This window comes from Citrobacter sp. Cf132 (genome assembly GCF_030333885.1).
GTDB classification, from domain to species: Bacteria; Pseudomonadota; Gammaproteobacteria; order Enterobacterales; family Enterobacteriaceae; genus Citrobacter; species Citrobacter freundii.
The window spans coordinates 24,254-42,600 of record NZ_JAOWFA010000018.1; the positions used below are offsets into that span (position 1 = coordinate 24,254).

Below are 18,347 nucleotides of genomic sequence, written 5' to 3' on the forward strand. Positions count from 1 at the left end.
AAATAAAACTTCAAGACCATATTGCCTATATTTAGGTTTATTTTATAACACTATTATTACTGTTGTTTATTATATACCCCTCATTTCAATTTAAATAAAAAACATTAAAATACAATAAGTTAACCAAAAACAAATCATTAAATACGCACCGGAAAGTATCCTTTTCAATTAGCCAAATATATTTTTAATATGGATAAGTTGCAGAATACTTTCTTTCTGACTATATCATCTAATACGAAAGAACTATTCAGTCGGCAGGTCCCGAACGTATTTACTAAGTAAACGAACATCTGCATGACCTAATCAATGTAATTACATGTGTAAATTCATCTTTATGATGAACGGGGCCCCTGTCTGCTCATTTTCCCAGCGCGCTGTTGCGGATTAATACTCCCGACATGCCATCAGGAGTGAACATATGCGTCTACTCGCCGTTGTATCAAAATTAACTGGCGTTTCCACAAATGTTGAATCCTCTGAAGTTACGCTCAGTTCGCCTTCTATCGTGAAACTGTCGGTGTCGCGTGAGGAGGTAAGTCAACTAACACGCGTTAATCAGGATCTGGTTGTCACACTCCGCTCGGGTGAAACCATCACCATTAAAAACTTCTACGTCGGAAAAGGTGATGCGCAAAACCAGCTTGTTCTGGAAGACAGCAATGGCGCGCTGTGGTGGGTTCAGGATACTGATGGAGCGTTCCACTTCCAGCATTTAGACGATCTCACTCCGCTAATGACTGCCGAGGGAAGCCATGAAGGCGGCGCCGTCTGGCCGTGGGTTCTTGGCGGGATCGCGGTTGCTGGCGGAATTGGCCTTGCCGCAGGTGGCGGCGGCGGCGGTGGCGGTGGGAGCGATAACAACGCCGGAAGCGGTAATGGCAACGGTAACGGTAACGGCGATGGTGGTGGAAACGGTAATGGCGATGGCGATGGTGGCGATCCGCCAACGACAACACCTAACGCACCAGATGTGCCGGTTATTACCAGTGTAATCGATGACCAGGAGCTAATTACTGGTCCTGTTAATCAGCAGGAATCCACCAACGATAATACGCCCACTCTCCAGGGTACCGGCCCCGCAAATGCTACATTGCATATTTTTGATAACGGCGTAGAAATCGGCCAGGTCGCTATCGATGCCAACGGCAACTGGTCGTTTACGCCATCCTCTCCACTCGCAGACGGTACCCACAAGTTTACCGTCAGTGCATCAGACGGTACAGGCAGCAGCGGCATGTCAGACAGTTGGGAGATTATTGTCGATACGCTTGCCCCCGACGCCCCTGTGGTCACAGAAGTAACTGACGATTCCGGTTCCATTAAAGGCTTGATCGGTATTAACGGCGTAACCGACGATGCCACGCCAACGCTCACAGGCACTGGCGAAGCCGGTTCTTACATCAGCATTTCTGATAACGGCATTCTGATTGGTATGGTCCAGGTGGATGACAATGGCAACTGGACGTTTACACCGGACACACCGCTTAGCGACGGTGTTCACAATCTGACGCTGACGCAAACTGACGATGCGGGTAACGTGAGCGCGGAAACGAGCGTACCTACATTCACCGTCGATACTACCCCGCCTGAAGGCGCGGTCATTTCCTCCGTTAATCCGGAAGGCACTGAGGTAACCGGTAGTGCTGAGGCTGGAAGCCTGGTGATGATCATCGGTAGCAATAATCAGGTTCTGGGTTCAATAACGGTCGGCCAAACCGGCAATTTCGTCATCGCGATTTCACCTTCACAGACGCACGGTGAAGCGCTAATCGCGAAGATTCAGGACCAGGCCGGTAACATCGGGCCAGATACCCCATTCAATGCGACGAACTCGGGCTATCCTGGCGTACCGGTTATCGTCAGCGTGATGGATGACTTCTCCCCATCAACCGGGCCATTGAGCAACAATCAGGCCACCAACGATAATACCCCCACGCTCTCTGGCACTGCCGATGCCAACAGCACAGTGACTATTTACGACAACGGCACAATTATCGTCAGCGTACTGGCTGACGGTAACGGTAACTGGACATGGACTTCCAGCTCCCCGTTATCAGATGAGTTACACGCCTTCACCGCCACCGCGACAAACCAGTCAGGTACAGGAGGCATGTCACCAGCGTTCAATATCAACATCGACACCCAGCCACCGTCGCCACCTGATGATCTCAACGTATCTGCAGATGGGACTGTCGTCACCGGAACGACCGAGCCAGGCAATACCGTAGTTATCACCAGCAGCAGCGGAACTCAGATCGGCAGCGGAGTCGCCGGGCCGGATGGCTCATTTACCATCACCATTAACCCACCACAGACCAATGGCGAAACCATTGAAGCCATCGCAACCGATCCGGCAGGAAACCCAAGCCTGCCAGAAACTGCGCTTGCACCAGACATTACCGCGCCACAGCCCCCAACAAACCTGCTAGTTAATGGCACTGGAGACCAGGTCACCGGCAAGGCCGAACCCAACAGTACGGTCAATATTCTGGATCCGGATGGCAATATCATTGGAACAGCAACTGCCGATACAAATGGGGATTTCACCGCAACGCTGGTTCCGCCACAAACCAACGGCGAGACCCTTACGGCAAATGCGACCGACACCGCAGGCAACAAGGGCGACAACGCCTCTGTCAACGCACCGGACACCACCGCACCTGATGCGCCGACAGGTGTCACAGTTGCAGGAAATGGTGGAGCGGTTAGCGGTCACGCCGAAGCCGGAAGTACCGTCACCGTCAAAGACAGCAACGGGGCTCCTATTGGCGTGGGTCAGGCTGACAGCGGCGGCAATTTCACCGTCCAGATCACCCCGTCGAAAATCAACAATGAAACAGTAAACGTCACCGCAACGGACAGCACTGGTAACGAAAGCCTGCCAACTTCGGCTGTTGCCCCGGATCTCACCGCGCCAAACCAACCCGTTATCATTGCCGTTACTGATGACGTCGCCGATATCACAGGCCCCATCAATAACAATGGGTTAACCAACGACGATAAACCGAAAATTGAGGGCAAAGCTGAGGCCGGCTCTCAGGTCAAAATTTACGATAACGGAACTCTGCTTACGACCATTACCGCTGATATCAACGGTAACTGGAACTATACGCCCACCTCAGCATTGGGCCAGGGGGCACATGTATTTACAGTGACGGCAACCGATGCCGCTAATAACACCAGCGCCGCCGCCAGTTGGAAAATCATTGTCGACAGCATCGCCCCCAGCGTACCGGTTATTACGCTTATCTACGATGACGTTGGCAGCATCACCGGCAACGTCGCGAACAACGGATTCACCAATGACAAAACGCCAACAATCTCAGGAACCGGTGAACCCGGTTCGCTGGTGACGCTGTATGATAATGGTCTGCAAATGGCAGTCTTTTTTATCGACAGAACAGGCACCTGGAGCCATAACGTTACAACCGATGAGGCCCTCGCCGAAGGCACTCACCGTTTTACGGTGACCGCAACGGATGCCGCCGGGAACGTCGTCACTTCCCCCAATCCTGTCATCGTGACCGTTGATACCCAGGCACCCGCAGCGCCCGTTATTGTGAGCGCCACGGACGACGTCGGGAATGCACCAACCGATCTGCCCACCGGTAGCCGTTCAAACGATACCCTGCCGCTGCTGAAGGGGACCGGGACCGTCGACTCCACCATCACTATCTATGATGGCGCCACACCAATAGGCACCACCACGGTCCTGGCCGGGGGCACCTGGAGCTTCCAGGTCACTCAACCGCTGAGTGAAGGTCCACATGCGCTGTCGGCTATCGCAACCGACGCGGCGGGTAACGCCAGCAGCGCCGGGAGCTTCACGCTGACCATCGATACCACCCCACCCGCCGCCCCTGTCATCTCATCGGCGGAAGGCCTGGTTGGCAGCAGCACACAAACGCTGATTAACGGTGGCAGCACGAAAAGCGCCGAACCCACACTGTCGGGAACCGGTGAACCGGGTGCGACTATTACTATTTATGATAACAGCGCCCCGATTGGCAGCGCCCTCGTACAGCCAAATGGGACCTGGACATTTATCCCAGACACTCCGCTTCTGGATGGCCCGCACAAATTCACCGCCACGGCGACTGACGTAGCAGGCAACGTGGGGATCCCATCCGCTGGCTTTACGCTGACGGTGGATAATCTACCACCAGTGAAACCCGAACCACCAACCATCACTGACGACGCCAATCCGATCACGGGGATCGTCACTAACGGTATCACCAACGATACCACGCCAACCTTTAGCGGCACGGGAAGCGCCGGCGATCTGATTACCATTTATCTTAGCGGTACTCCACCATTGCAAGGTACGGCAACGGTTGGCGCAGACGGCACCTGGAGCTTTACGCCACCCGCCCCTGTCGCCCCAGGCAGTTACCAGATAACCGTCACCGCAACCGATCCGGCTGGCAACGTTAGCCAGCCATCAGTGGCGACTAACCTGGAAATCGACACTACGCCATCTGCTCCTCCGGTTATTATCGCCGCCAATGATAACGTCGGCGGTTTCCAGGGCGACCTCGCCCCCAACGCGGTAACCGACGACACAACCCCGACTATTCGCGGAACCGGCACAGACGGCGATACCATCACCCTGTACAACGGCAGTACGGTGATCGGCACCACAACGGTCGTTGGCGGCGTCTGGAGTATTACTCCCGGAACGGCGCTGGCAAACGGCAGCTACACGCTGACCGCCACCGCCACCGATCCGGCAGGTAATACCAGCGGTAGCTCAAACAGCGTCTCGTTTACGGTTAACACCACAACGCTGACCCAGCCGCAGGTAACGGATATTCAGGATAACGTCGGGATCATTACCGGCTCACTGACCAACAACAGCGTGACGGACGATACCACCCCGACGATAAGCGGGACCGGCACGCCAGGCAGTACCGTGCTCATTTATGAGGGTGGCAATCCTGTTGCAATTGCCACGGCCACCGTTGCCGCGAACGGCACCTGGAGTGTGGATGTTCCTCTGACACCAAATGCCACCCATACGCTAACGTTCGGTGCCAAAGATGCCGCGGGTAACGTGCTGGCGGCAGGCAATCCGGTGATATTGAAGATTGATACGCTGCCTCCCGGCGACCCAATTGTTACTAGCGTTAACCCTGATGGCACACAGGTTAGTGGTACGGCCGAAGAAGGCAGCACCGTCATTATTCGCAGCGGAACAACGGTTCTCGGTCAGGGGATCGCAGACAGTTCAGGAAATTACGTCATCACAATTTCACCAGCGCAAACGGCTGGTCAGGCACTGAATGCCATCGCCCAGGATCCCGCGGGTAACCAGAGCAATCCCACCCCGTTTACCGCTGCCACCTCCAGCGTTCCACATCCGCCAACTCTTGAGATCGTTGATGACGTAGCCCCCGGCATGGGCGAAATCGGCAGCGGAAAAACCACCAACGACACTTTACCGCGGTTGCAAGGAACCGCCACGGCTGGGGCTACAGTGACTATCTATCAAAATGGCGCGTCTATCGCCACGGTCACCGCCGATGCGGTTTCCGGCGCCTGGAGTTATCAGTTGCTCACCCCGCTAACTAACGGCACAACCTATAACTTCGCAGTGTCACAAACCGTCAACTCAATACCCAGCGGGCAGTCACCCAATTATGCCATTACCATCGACACCACCGCGCCGCTGGCACCGCTCATCACCAGCATTATCGATGACGTTTCGCCCGGCAGTGGGCCGCTGGATAAAGGGCAAATGACCAATGACTCACGCCCGACCTTAAACGGAACCGGCGAAGCGGGAGCAACCATCACCCTCTACGATAACGGTATCGCTTATGCCACAACCACGGTAAACAGCAGCGGATTCTGGAGCTTTACTCCGATAGACGCGCTGGGAGAAGGCAATCACCTCTTTACCGCTCGCGCAACCGATGCTGCTGGCAACCAAGGCGATGCCTCCGCTGATTTTCTGATCATTGTTGATACTTTAATTCCGAATGCCCCCTCCATTGTCACAGTCACAGACAACGTTGGCACCATTCAAAACCTGACGTCCGGACAGTCAACCAACGATAACACCCCGACGCTTGCTGGCGTCACTGAAGCGGACTCTGTGGTCACTATTCGCGATAATGGCGCGGTGATCGGCACGACGATCAGCGACGGAAGTGGCAACTGGAGCTTTACGCCAGCTCCTGCGCTCAGTGAAGGCAGCCACTCGCTAACTGCAACCGTCACGGATGGCGCAGGTAACATCAGCCCTGCGACACCACCGTTCACACTGGTCGTCGATACGCTACCGCCCGCTGCCCCGGTCATCACCTCAGTCATTGACGATCAGCCAGGCAATACATCGCTGGCAAACGGGCAACTGACCAACGACGCGCAGCCTACGCTGAACGGCACAGGGGAAGTGGGTGCCATCATCACCATTAAAGATAAAGGTGTCGACATCGGTACTGCGCAAGTAGATGGCTCAGGCAACTGGGCCTTTACACCGGGAAGCGCACTAGGCCAGGGTCAGCATGTCTTTACTGCGGTGGCTACTGACCAGGCCGGTAACACCGGGGGAGCCTCTTCATCCTTTACCCTCGAACTGGATTCTATTGCTCCCGTAGCGCCGGTCATCAGTACGGTGCAAGACAACACGGCTCCCACCACCGGGCCGATCGGTAACGGTCAGACGACGAACGAAACCCGCCCGGCACTGAGCGGCAGCGGTGAAGTTGGCGCAACCATCACCGTTCTGAGTGACGGCTTGCCGATTGGCACCACCACCGTCGGCGCTGGCGGCACCTGGAGTTTTACCCCAACGGATGCGCTGGGTAACGGTACGCATACGCTGACCGTCACCGCCACCGACAGCGCGGGCAATACCAGCCCTGCTTCCAACGGCTTTACGCTCACGGTTGATACCGTATCGCCGAACGCACCGCTCATCACTCAGGTCACCGATGATGTCGGCCCGCTGACCGGAAATCTGAACAACGGCCAGGCGACAAACGATGCGCGCCCTACCCTCAGCGGCACGGCAGAGGCCAATTCAACGGTTAAAATTTACGACAACGGCACGCTGATCGATACCGTTTCGGCAGACGGGGGCGGTGCATGGATTTTCACGCCGGGAACAGCGCTGAGCAACGGCAACCACACGCTGACGGTGACAGCAACCGACGCAGCCGGAAACGTTAGCTCAACGTCCGCTGGATTTAACATCGTTGTTGATACTGTTGCCCCGCTTGCGCCAACGATTATCCAGGCTTTTGATGACGTGGTGCCGGGAACCGGAACGCTGTCGAACGGCGCTTACACCAATGATACTCGCCCCGTACTGAACGGCTCGGCGGAAGCCGGTGCCCGGGTAGCCATCTACGATAATGGCACGCTGCTGGCGACGGTGACAGCGGCAATAGATGGCACCTGGGAATATCTGCCTGCCACACTGGGCAACGGCCCGCATGTCTTTACCGCCATCGCCACGGATGCCGCCGGGAACGTCAGCCCCACCTCAAGCGAATTTATTATCAACGTTGACACGATCGCGCCGTCAGCGCCGCTCCTGACCTCGGTGGTGGATGACGTCGCAGGCGGTGTGTTCAACGCGGGACTTAGCAACGGGCAACTGACTAACGATGCCCGACCAACGCTCAACGGTACCGCCGAAGCAGGCAGCACCGTCAGCATTTATGACGGCAGCACCCTGTTGGGTACCACGCTGGTGCAAAGCAATAACAGTTGGTCGTTTACCCCAACCACGCCGCTGGCGAATGGATCGCACACCTTTACCGTCACCGCCACCGATGCGGCGGGCAACACCAGCGGCGCAACGGCAGGCTTTAGCGTAGTGGTCGACACCACGGCACCAACGCAGCCTTCAATTAGCAGTATTGTTGATGATGTCGGACCAAACACCGGGGTGATTGGCAATAATCAGCCAACCAACGACGCACGCCCAACGTTAAACGGCACCACGGAAGCCAACGCTCGGGTCGATATTTATGATAACGGCACCTTTGTAACCAGCGTAACGGCGGACGGCAGCGGCAGCTGGAATTACACGCCACCTACGGCGTTGGGTCAGGGGACGCATTCCTTCACCATCACAGCAACAGACACCGCAGGTAATACCAGCGGGCTATCGTCTGCCTCAGCAATTGTGGTCGATACCGTCGCACCGGGTATTCCAACCGGTCTGGCGGTCAACGCCAACGGCACCACGCTGACCGGCGCTGCCGAAGCGAACAGTACGGTGATCATCACCTCCAGCAGCGGAACCGTACTTGGTACCGCAACAGCCAACGCCTCCGGTAATTTCACCTTCACGCTGAGCCCACCGCAAATCAGTGGGCAAACGCTGCTGGTCAGCGCACAGGATGCCGCAGGCAACATCGGCACAGCGGGTAACGTGCTGGCACCGTTTACTGGCGTACCGCCTGCGCCGGTTATTGCCAGCGTATTTGACGACGTGGGCACAATTACAGGTCTGGTCGCGGCAGGTAAAACCACCAATGATACCCGTCCAGCCCTTAGCGGAACGGCGCAGGCTAACGCCATCATCAATCTGTACAACAACGGCGTACCCATGGGTAGTACGACCGCAGATAGTAACGGGCTCTGGAACTTTACCCCATCCGGCGCGCTCAGCGAAGGTAACCACGCGTTTACCGCCACGGCAACAAACGCCAACGGCGTAAGCGGGGTGTCCGGCTCGTTCAGCGTGATTGTGGATACCACGCCGCCGACCGCACCAACGATACTGATCAGCGCCGATGGCGGTACCATCAGCGGCGTCGCCGAAGCGGGAAGCACGGTTACCATCTCTCTGCCCGGCGGCACCAGCGTGACGGCAATCGCCAACAGCAGCGGTGTCTACAGCATCAACCTGCCGGTTCGCCAGATTGAGGGGCAGTCGCTGTCCGCCACGGCGACCGATGCGGCGGGAAATACCTCATTGCCAACAAGCGCTATCGCGCCGGTATTGCCGCTGCTGGCTGAAGACAATGTCACCAGTCTGCCTCTACAAACCGATATCACCGTCAGCACCGAGCATCAAAGCGATTATGGTTTCCTGTTGGTCAATGCGCTGGGAAATGTCGCCAACGTGCTGGGGAACGATACAGCAAGCGTCAATTTCAGCATCGCTTCTGGCGGCAGCGGATCCATTACAATCAATGCCGCAGCGACCGGCGTGGTGCTGTCGCTGTTAAACACGCTTGAAGTCGTCATCCAGCGCTTTGACACCGGGCTGAATGCCTGGGTAACGGTGGTGGATACCGGGAAACCAGACTTTGCCAGCCTGCTCACCCTGGGCGCCTCGGGCGTAACGCTCAATTACAGCGGACTGACTGGCGGGGATTACCGCGTGGTCAGCTACAACACCAACCTACTGGCGACAGGGGCATACACCAGCCTGGATGTCTCGGTGGTAAAAGCCAGCGCAGGGACCATCACCGGTGGTACTACCGAGTCTGGCAATATCATCACCGATACCGATCCCGCCAATGGGCAGGATAACGCCCCTTCCGGCACGCTGGTCACCACCATCACTGACGGTAACGGCAACGTGGTGAACATCCCGGCGGGCGGCATTGATGTGCAGGGTAAATACGGCACCCTGCATATCAATCAGAATGGTAGCTACACCTATACTCTGACCAATACGTCAATCTCAGTGTATGGACGTTCCGAAAGCTTTACCTACACGCTAACGCATGGCAGCGATCACTCCTCGGCAAAACTGGTGGTCACGCTGGGTCAGGCCCCAACCACCAGCACGGTAACGGCGGCAGACGATGTGGCTGCGCTGACTTACGGGACGCAGGTCATCGCAGTCGACAACCATCCATCACAACAAACCGGCTTCACGCTCGCCAGCGTTGGTTTGGGACAATTGTTGGATGTCAGCCTGGTCAACGGTTTGACCAACCCGATTAAATTCAACGTTGATGACGGCGCGACGCGAACGATCACGGTTCAGGCCAACGTACTTGGCGTAACGCTGGGCGGCTTTGATCTCTATGTCTACCGCTTCAACGAGTCTATTCAGCAGTATGAGCAGTACCGGGTACAGCCGAACTGGGTCACCGCCCTGCTGGGCGGCAGCTCACCGGCGTATACCATTACACTGCCGGGCGGTGACTATCTGTTCCTGCTTAACGCTTCCGGCGGCCTGACGCTGTTAACCAGCTATACCCTGAATATTCAGGCCGATCACACCTACGCCGTCGACAGCCTGAGTGCAGCAACCAATGGAAATCTGCTGGCCAACGACTCGGCTCCGGCTAATACCGTTATCACCGAAGTTAACGGTGTCACCGTTAACACAACAGGCACTACCACCATTAACGGACAGTACGGCACACTGACTATTGATGCGAAAGGGAACTATACCTACACGCTGAGAAGCGGACTGGGCGCAGACGGTATCAATACGCCGGATAGCTTCGTGTATAAGGTCAAAGCACCAAACGGCGATACCGGTAGCGCGTCGCTGAACATTACGGCAACCCCACAGGCGCTGGATGCCGTAAACGACATCAGCAGCCAGATGGCGGTCACCACCCAGGCCGATACATCCAGGTCGTTTACCGACAACAGCGTTGGCAACGCCAGCTGGAGCGCCCAACTCCTTTCACCCACCTCACAAAATGGTACTGGCGTCATTGAAGTCGCGACGGGAACGGCGGTGCAAAACGCCATACTGCATTTTAACGTCGCTTCAGGTCTGACGCTGGGCGGACTGACCGTCACCTGGGCGCTGTATGACAGCAACAACGTCAAGATTGCCGGTAACTCATTCAATGGCGGATTGCTGATTGGCGGCAATATTGATATTGCCCTCAGCGGGGTAGTACTGCACCCCGGCAACTATCGCCTCGACTATACCGGCAGCGTCGGGGCTCTGGGGCTGGGGAATATCACCATCACCCCCAGCGTGAAAGGCACGATAATCGACCTGCAAAACTTCGAGACTTCCACAGCGAATAGCGTCACCGGCAATATTTATGACGGAGACCATATTGCCAGCGTGCATACCTTGCTAACGGTGAATGGCACGGGCGGCAGCGCCGCCACGCTGGATCCGCTGAGCAGCACGACCAGCGCCATCATTAACGGGTTGTACGGCAAACTGACCATTGGCATTGATGGTCATTACACCTATGCCCTCAACAGCGATGTCTCGCTCTCCACCATCGTCACCAAAGAGACATTTACCTACACCCTTAACGACCTGAATGGCCATACCGATACCGCTACGCTGACCATCAATATGAATCCGCAAGTGGTGAGTACCGTCGATGCCGATCGCCTGACTGGCAGCGCCTACGGCGATACGCTGATTTATCACCTGCTCAATGCCAACGACGCTACCGGCGGTAACGGAACAGCGGACACCTGGACCAACTTCTCGCTGGCCCAGGGTGACAAAATCGATATCGGTGACCTGCTGGTGGGCTGGAACGGGCAGAACGCGACGCTCGGCAACTACCTCACCGTTACAACCAGCGGTAACAACACGGTTATTGCCATCGACCGTGACGGTACGGGCAACACTTATCACTCAACCAATCTCATCACGCTGGAGAACGTACACACCACGCTCGACGAGCTGGTGCAACAAAATCACATTGTGCCCTGAAGTGAACATATAGCGTTAAAGCGCCATAACTACAGCCCCGGATGCGATGACATCCGGGGCAATAACAGTCGTCGCTGCCGTATTTTGTAAGGGATAATCTATGAGAAATGTCGCGCCTGTTGCCTTACTGCTGGCATTAACGCTCTGTACCCTGCGGGTGAATGCCGAAGATGAACCGCAAATTATTACGCCGGAAGGACTGGCCACTAGCCAGATGCTTCCCTCGCTGGACGGCGCGGTTGCCGATCTGCCGCTGAGCGCTGCCGCTCCCGGTAGCCTGACGCTCAACGACGCGGTGAGTCGTGCCGTGAGCTGGCATCCTTCTATTCGTGAATCCATCGGCAAACTGCTCTCACAAAACGAGCAAATCGACGTGGCGAAGTCAAAATATTACCCGCAGGTTTCTGCCGGAATGAACAACGGTTACAGCAATACCTACACCGACCACGGCTTTAGCCCGGCGCTGGTGATTTCGGTATCGCAAATGCTGTACGACTTCGGCAAAGTGGCAAGCCAGGTCCGCGCCGAGACCGCCGGAGCCGCGCAACAGCAGGCGAATGTGTTACTCAGTATTGATACCATCGCCCACGCCACCGCCAACGCGATAGTCCAGGTGCAGACGTGGCAGCAAATGGTGGACGCCGCCGAAGAGCAGCTCACCGCCTTAAACGGCATTGGTCGACTGACCCGTCAACGCAATGATGAAGGGGCAACCTCGCTGTCAGACGTGGTGCAAACCGATGCGCGTATCGAGTCTGCACGTTCTCAGTTGGCGCAGTATCAGGCCAATCTCGACAGCAGCAAGGCAACGCTGATGAGCTTCCTCGGCTGGAACTCGCTTAACAGCATCAGCAATGAATTCCCGGTCAAACTGGACAGCAGCTGTGATGTGGTCAAACCGGACGATAAACTGGTTCCCGCGGTCCTGGCGGCATGGGCGCAGGCGAATGTAGCGCAGGCAAATCTCGACTACGCCAACGCGCAGATGACGCCCACCATCTCTCTGGAACCGTCGGTTCAGCACTATCTCAACGACAAATACCCCAGCCATGAGGTACTCGACAAAACCCAGTATTCTGCATGGGTAAAAGTTGAAATGCCGCTGTATCAGGGGGGCGGACTCACCGCCAGACGCAACGCCGCCAGCCATGCGGTAGAATCTGCACAATACTCCATCCAGCGCACCCGACTCGAAGTACGGCAGAAATTACTGGAGTCCCGCAGCCAGGCGATGAGCCTCGCCACCGCCCTGCAAATTCTACGTCGCCAACAGCGGTTGAGCGAACAAACGCGCGAGCTTTATCAACAGCAATATCTTGACCTTGGCTCGCGCCCGCTGCTCGACGTGCTTAACGCCGAGCAAGAGGTGTATCAGGCCCGTTTTGCTGAACTCCAGACTCAAAACCAGCTGCGCCAGCTCCAGTTGAACTGTCTCTATAACACCGGCTCGCTTCGCCAGGCGTTCGCCTTAAATAATCGCAGCATTCAATCGGTGGAGATCAAGCTATGAGCAACCTCGATTCACATGCGGATGATGTAATTGGCGAACACGCCCTGAGCCAGTGGGCGCAGGCGATGACGCATATTGCCAATCACTATCGCGTGGCCTGTTCTCCTGGCGCAATCCAGGCCAACGCCCCATGGTTTGCGGGAAAAAGCCGGGCCACGGCCCTGTCGCAACTGGCGCGTCAGGCGGGACTGTCATTTCATGCGCTGAATACCGCCACGCAGACGTTCGGTCAATGGCGCCTGCCGGTGGTGGCGGAACTGCGCGACGGCCAGTTGATGGTGATAGAACATTTCAACGGTGAAGATACCCTGGATGTTTTTATCATCGCCGAAGAGGGCCAGCGTAACCGACTCACGGTTGCAGAACTTTTGCCAGAAATCGTAAGCATTACCGCGCTGCGCCCGCTGTCGGCGCTGAAGGACAGTCGGGTAGATCGCTATATTTCGCGCTTCAAGCCCGACTGGATGCGCGAACTGGTGTTAAAGGACATCCGCCCTTACCTGCCGGTCATGATTGCCGCCTTTCTGATTAACGTCCTGTCGCTCGCCGGGATTATCTTTTCCATGCAGGTCTATGACCGGGTGATCCCCGCCCAGTCTTATCCGACGCTGTATGTTCTCTCTACCGGTGTTCTGGTGGCGGTGCTGTTTGGCTTTTTGCTGCGCGAAGCGCGTACCCACATTATGGACCTGCTCGGCAAACGCGCCGATATGCGTATTTCCGATCGCGTGTTTAGCCACGCATTGCGGCTGCGCAACAGCGCCGTCCCCCGCTCGACGGGGAGCTTTATTTCTCAACTGCGCGAGCTGGAACAAGTTCGCGAGATGATCACCTCTTCGACCATGTCGACCATTGTCGATCTGCCGTTTTTCTTTTTGTTTATCGTGGTGCTGGCATTTATCGCCCCACCGCTGGCGTGGATTGCCCCCGTCGCGGCCCTGCTGATGATCCTGCCTGGCTTGCTGTTACAGAAGAAGCTGGCGGTGCTCGCCAACCAGGCTGCCCATGAATCCACCCTGCGCAACGCGGTGCTGGTCGAAAGCGTCCAGGGGCTGGAAGACATCAAGCTGATGCAGGCCGAAAACCGCTTTTTACAGCAGTGGAACAGCTATATCCGCATTACCGGAGAGTCCGGGCTGCGCACGCGCAGGCTGACTCAAGGGCTGATTGGCTGGGGCATGTCGGTACAAAGCCTGGTCTACGCCGCCATCATTATGTTCGGCGCGCCGATGGTCATTGAAGGCACGATGACCACCGGCGCCGTGGTGGCGGCTTCAATGCTCGGTTCCAGAATGATTGCCCCGATGGCTAATCTGTGCGGCGTGCTGGCCCGCTGGCAACAGGTTAAGGCGGCGAAGATGGGATTAGACAGCATCATGCAGCTTCCCACCGAAACGCAGTACGACGAAGACCGGGTGCATCAGGAGATTTTTCACGGCCATTATCTTTTTGAAAACGCACACTTTCGCTACCACAGCGACGATCAGCGCGTTCCACTGCGGATCACGCGTCTGGAGGTCATGCCCGGCGAACGGGTGGCGATCCTCGGGCGTAACGGTGCCGGAAAATCAACGCTGCTACAGGCCATGGCCGGCGGCGTGGAGATTATCCAGGGCGATGTCCGGCTCGATAACCTGAGTCTGGCGCAAATTGATATGGCCGATTTACGCCGCAATATCGGTTTTCTCAGCCAGAATGCGCGACTGTTTTTCGGCACCCTACGCGAGAACCTGACCCTCGGCGCACCGCACGCCAGCGACGCGCAGATCTTCGAAGCGCTGGAGGTCAGCGGCTCAGCAGCTTTCGTTAAACAGCTCGCCAAAGGGCTGGCGCATCCCATTATGGAAGGCGGCAACGGTTTGTCCGGTGGACAACGACAGTCGATCCTGCTGGCAAGAATGCTGCTGCGATCGCCCAATATCGTGCTGCTCGACGAACCCAGCGCCTCGCTGGATGAACATACCGAGCGGGAGTTTATTCAGCGCCTCAACCAGTGGTTGGGTAACCGCACATTGATTGTCGCCACCCATCGCGTACCGGTTCTGGAACTGGTCGAACGCGTGGTGGTGTTGAAAGAAGGTCAACTGGTCATGGATGCCCCAAAAGCGCAGGCGTTGAATGCGAGCCGGGCACCTGCCCCAACTCACGGTCGGGAGTGGAAAAATGAAAACCAATCCGCATGACGCCGCCATGGACGACCTCGATATTCGCCGCGAGCACCGTTTTTCCGGGGCCAGCCGCATTATTCTGCTCAGCACAATGCTGTTTGCCGTCCTGGGTATCTGGGCATATTTCGGCAAGCTGGATGAAGTCTCAACCGGCAGCGGGAAAGTGATCCCCAGCTCGCGTGAACAAGTCTTGCAATCACTGGATGGCGGTATTCTCGCCGAACTGACGGTCCGCGAGGGAGATAAAGTCCAGGCTAATCAAATTGTTGCTCGCCTCGACCCTACCCGTTCAGAGTCCAACGTTGGGGAGAGCGCCGCCCGTTATCGCGCCTCACTGGCCTCCAGCGCAAGGCTCAATGCCGAAGTTAACGATCTGCCGCTGGTCTTTCCCGATTCACTGCGCGCCTGGCCGGATCTCATCGCCTCCGAAACTCGCCTGTATAAAAGCCGCCGCGCACAGCTTGCGGATTCAATGGCGGAACTGCAGGATGCGCTGGTCTCGGTAAATAAAGAATTGGCCATTACTCAGCGACTGGAGAAAAGCGGTGCCGCCAGCCACGTAGAAGTGCTGCGCCTGCAACGCCAAAAAAGCGATCTGGGATTAAAAATCACCGACCTGCGCTCGCAATATTTCGTGCAGGCGCGGGAAGCGCTGTCAAAAGCCAACGCCGAAGTGGATATGCTGGCGGCTATTTTAAAAGGACGCGAGGATTCCGTCACCCGCCTGACCGTACGCGCGCCGATGCGCGGTATTGTGAAAAATATCCAGGTCACCACCATTGGCGGCGTTATTCCGCCTAATGGCGAGATGATGGAGATTGTACCGCTGGACGATCATCTGCTGATAGAAACCCGCCTGTCGCCGCGTGATATCGCGTTCATCCATCCCGGCCAGCGGGCGCTGGTGAAGATAACCGCCTATGACTACGCCATTTACGGCGGTCTGGAAGGCGTAGTCGAAACCATCTCACCGGACACCATTCAGGATAAAGTGAAACCGGAAATCTTCTATTACCGCGTGTTTATCCGCACCCATCAGGACTTCTTACAGAACAAACTGGGACGCCATTTCTCCATCGTACCGGGCATGATTGCAACAGTGGATATAAAAACAGGTGAAAAAACCATCGTCGACTATTTAATCAAACCGTTTAATCGCGCAAAAGAAGCGCTGCGTGAGCGCTAAATCCTTGAGGATTAGGGGTTGCGGGGGCTGGTCACGCGTGTCACAAGTCTGTTATACTTGTCCTAACACATTGGGGCTGATTCTGGATTCGACGGGATTCGCGAAACCCAAGGTGCATGCCGAGGGGCGGTTGGCCTCGTAAAAAGCCGCAAAAAAATAGTCGCAAACGACGAAAACTACGCTTTAGCAGCTTAATAACCTGCTCTGAGCCCTCTCTCCCTAGCTTCCGCTCTTAAGACGGGGGATCAAAGAGAGGTCAAACCCAAAAGAGATCGCGTGGAGGCCCTGCCTGGGGTTGAAGCGTTAAATCTAATCAGGCTAGTCTGGTAGTGGCGTGTCTGTCCGCAGGTGCCAGGCGAATGTAAAGACTGACTAAGCATGTAGTACCGAGGATGTAGGAATTTCGGACGCGGGTTCAACTCCCGCCAGCTCCACCAAATATTGATGTACTGAAGTTCAGTAAAGTCTACTAAGCCCGCACAGCACAAGCTCTGCGGGCTTTTTTACGTCTATTGTAGTCTAGCGAGAATTGCTGAGAACTACGAGTTATGGCACCCTGAATGGGACCCACTAAGAAGGGTCCAAAAACCGAGGGTCCCAAAATGGCAAAAATCGCTAAGAAGCTCACTGACACTGAAATCAAAAGCACCAAGCCAGCCGACAAAGAAATCAACTTGTTTGACGGTGATGGTTTGATCCTGCGAATCGCTCCTCTCGCAAAAGGAGGGAAGAAGAATTGGTATTTCAGATATGCGGTGCCAGTGAGTAAGAAAAGAACCAAAATGAGCCTTGGGACCTACCCTCACCTCACTCTGGCAAGAGCAAGAGCCTTGCGAGATGAATACCTTTCCTTGCTTGCCAATCGCATTGATCCTCAAGTCCATAACAACAATAAAGCTAATGCCTTAAAGAATGCTACTGAACACACTCTCCAAACCGTGGCAAGGAAATGGTTAGATGAGAAGGTAAAGACCTCAGGTATCTCACAAGACCATGCAGAAGACATCTGGCGAAGCCTGGAGAGAAATATCTTTCCCGGCTTGGGTAATGTTCCTATCAATGAGATCCGCCCCAAACTCTTAAAGCAACATCTCGATCCTATTGAGCAAAGAGGAGTCCTCGAAACTTTACGGCGAATCATTTCCCGATTAAATGAAATTTTTCGTTATGCTGCAACTGAGGAACTTATCGAGTTCAATCCTGCTGATAACCTTGGGCAACGGTTCAGTAAGCCGAAGAAACAGAACATGCCAGCATTACCCCCTTCCGAACTCCCCCGCTTCCTGGTTGCTCTAAACAATGCTTCTATCCGTTTAGAAACAAGGCTACTGATTGAGTGGCAACTTCTCACATGGGTTCGCCCTGGTGAAGCTGTTCGCACAAGATGGTCAGATATTGATATAGAAACCGGCATGTGGAACATACCATCCGATTTTATGAAAATGAAGAAGCCACATAAGGTCCCATTAAGTAAAGAAGCTTTGCGAATATTGGATTCAATGAAAGCCATCAGTGGGCACAGAGAGTGGGTTTTCCCCAGTATCAAAGCTCCACTCAATCATATGCATGAACAAACAGCGAATGCGGCCATAATCCGTATGGGCTTTGGTGGAGAGCTTGTAGCCCATGGAATGAGATCTATTGCACGAACGGCCGCAGAGGAGTCGGGTAAGTTCAGGACAGATGTCTTAGAAGCGGCCCTTGCTCACTCGAAGAAAGATGAAATAATTGCCGCATATAATCGCGCAGATTATCTCGCAGAACGAGTGGTTCTCATGCAATGGTGGAGCGGCTATGTGCAAGCTCAAAGGTTAAAAGCTTATGCTGCCTAAACAATTGACAAAGCAGAAAAGAAAATAA

General features: G+C 55.4%; 5 protein-coding genes and 1 other RNA gene. All 6 read left to right on the forward strand.

Annotated features, from left to right (window positions below):
* Positions 1-418: 418 nt before the first annotated feature.
* The 6 genes from OGV85_RS00445 (at position 419) to OGV85_RS00470 (ending at position 18,319) form a co-directional block, all read left to right on the forward strand.
* Positions 419-11,623: a BapA/Bap/LapF family large adhesin gene (locus OGV85_RS00445; protein ID WP_061547953.1), complete on the forward strand. Its 11,205-nt coding sequence runs from the start codon at positions 419-421 to the stop codon at positions 11,621-11,623.
* Positions 11,624-11,723: 100 nt separating this feature from the next.
* Positions 11,724-13,133, forward strand: coding sequence for a TolC family outer membrane protein (locus OGV85_RS00450; RefSeq protein ID WP_032949834.1), 1,410 nt, complete (start codon positions 11,724-11,726; stop codon positions 13,131-13,133).
* Positions 13,130-15,316, forward strand: coding sequence for a type I secretion system permease/ATPase (locus OGV85_RS00455; RefSeq protein WP_061547954.1), 2,187 nt, complete (start codon positions 13,130-13,132; stop codon positions 15,314-15,316). Before OGV85_RS00450 ends, OGV85_RS00455 begins: the two co-directional genes overlap by 4 nt.
* A gap of 7 nt (positions 15,317-15,323) precedes the next feature.
* The gene (locus OGV85_RS00460) at positions 15,324-16,487 is read left to right on the forward strand and encodes a beta-barrel domain-containing protein (protein ID WP_156485347.1); all 1,164 of its coding nucleotides are present in this window, start codon (positions 15,324-15,326) and stop codon (positions 16,485-16,487) included.
* Between the two features lie 72 nt (positions 16,488-16,559).
* Positions 16,560-16,924, forward strand: a transfer-messenger RNA (tmRNA) gene (gene ssrA / locus OGV85_RS00465).
* A 165-nt stretch (positions 16,925-17,089) separates the two neighbouring features.
* Positions 17,090-18,319, forward strand: coding sequence for an integrase domain-containing protein (locus OGV85_RS00470; RefSeq protein WP_077948849.1), 1,230 nt, complete (start codon positions 17,090-17,092; stop codon positions 18,317-18,319).
* Positions 18,320-18,347: the final 28 nt, after the last annotated feature.

Bases quoted from the DNA above. Each gene is read 5' to 3' on its own strand.
- OGV85_RS00445 (WP_061547953.1), top strand. From the start codon at position 419: ATGCGTCTACTCGCCGTTGTATCAAAATTAACTGGCGTTTCCACAAAT.
- OGV85_RS00450 (WP_032949834.1), top strand. From the start codon at position 11,724: ATGAGAAATGTCGCGCCTGTTGCCTTACTGCTGGCATTAACGCTCTGT.
- OGV85_RS00455 (WP_061547954.1), top strand. From the start codon at position 13,130: ATGAGCAACCTCGATTCACATGCGGATGATGTAATTGGCGAACACGCC.
- OGV85_RS00460 (WP_156485347.1), top strand. From the start codon at position 15,324: ATGGACGACCTCGATATTCGCCGCGAGCACCGTTTTTCCGGGGCCAGC.
- OGV85_RS00470 (WP_077948849.1), top strand. From the start codon at position 17,090: ATGGCAAAAATCGCTAAGAAGCTCACTGACACTGAAATCAAAAGCACC.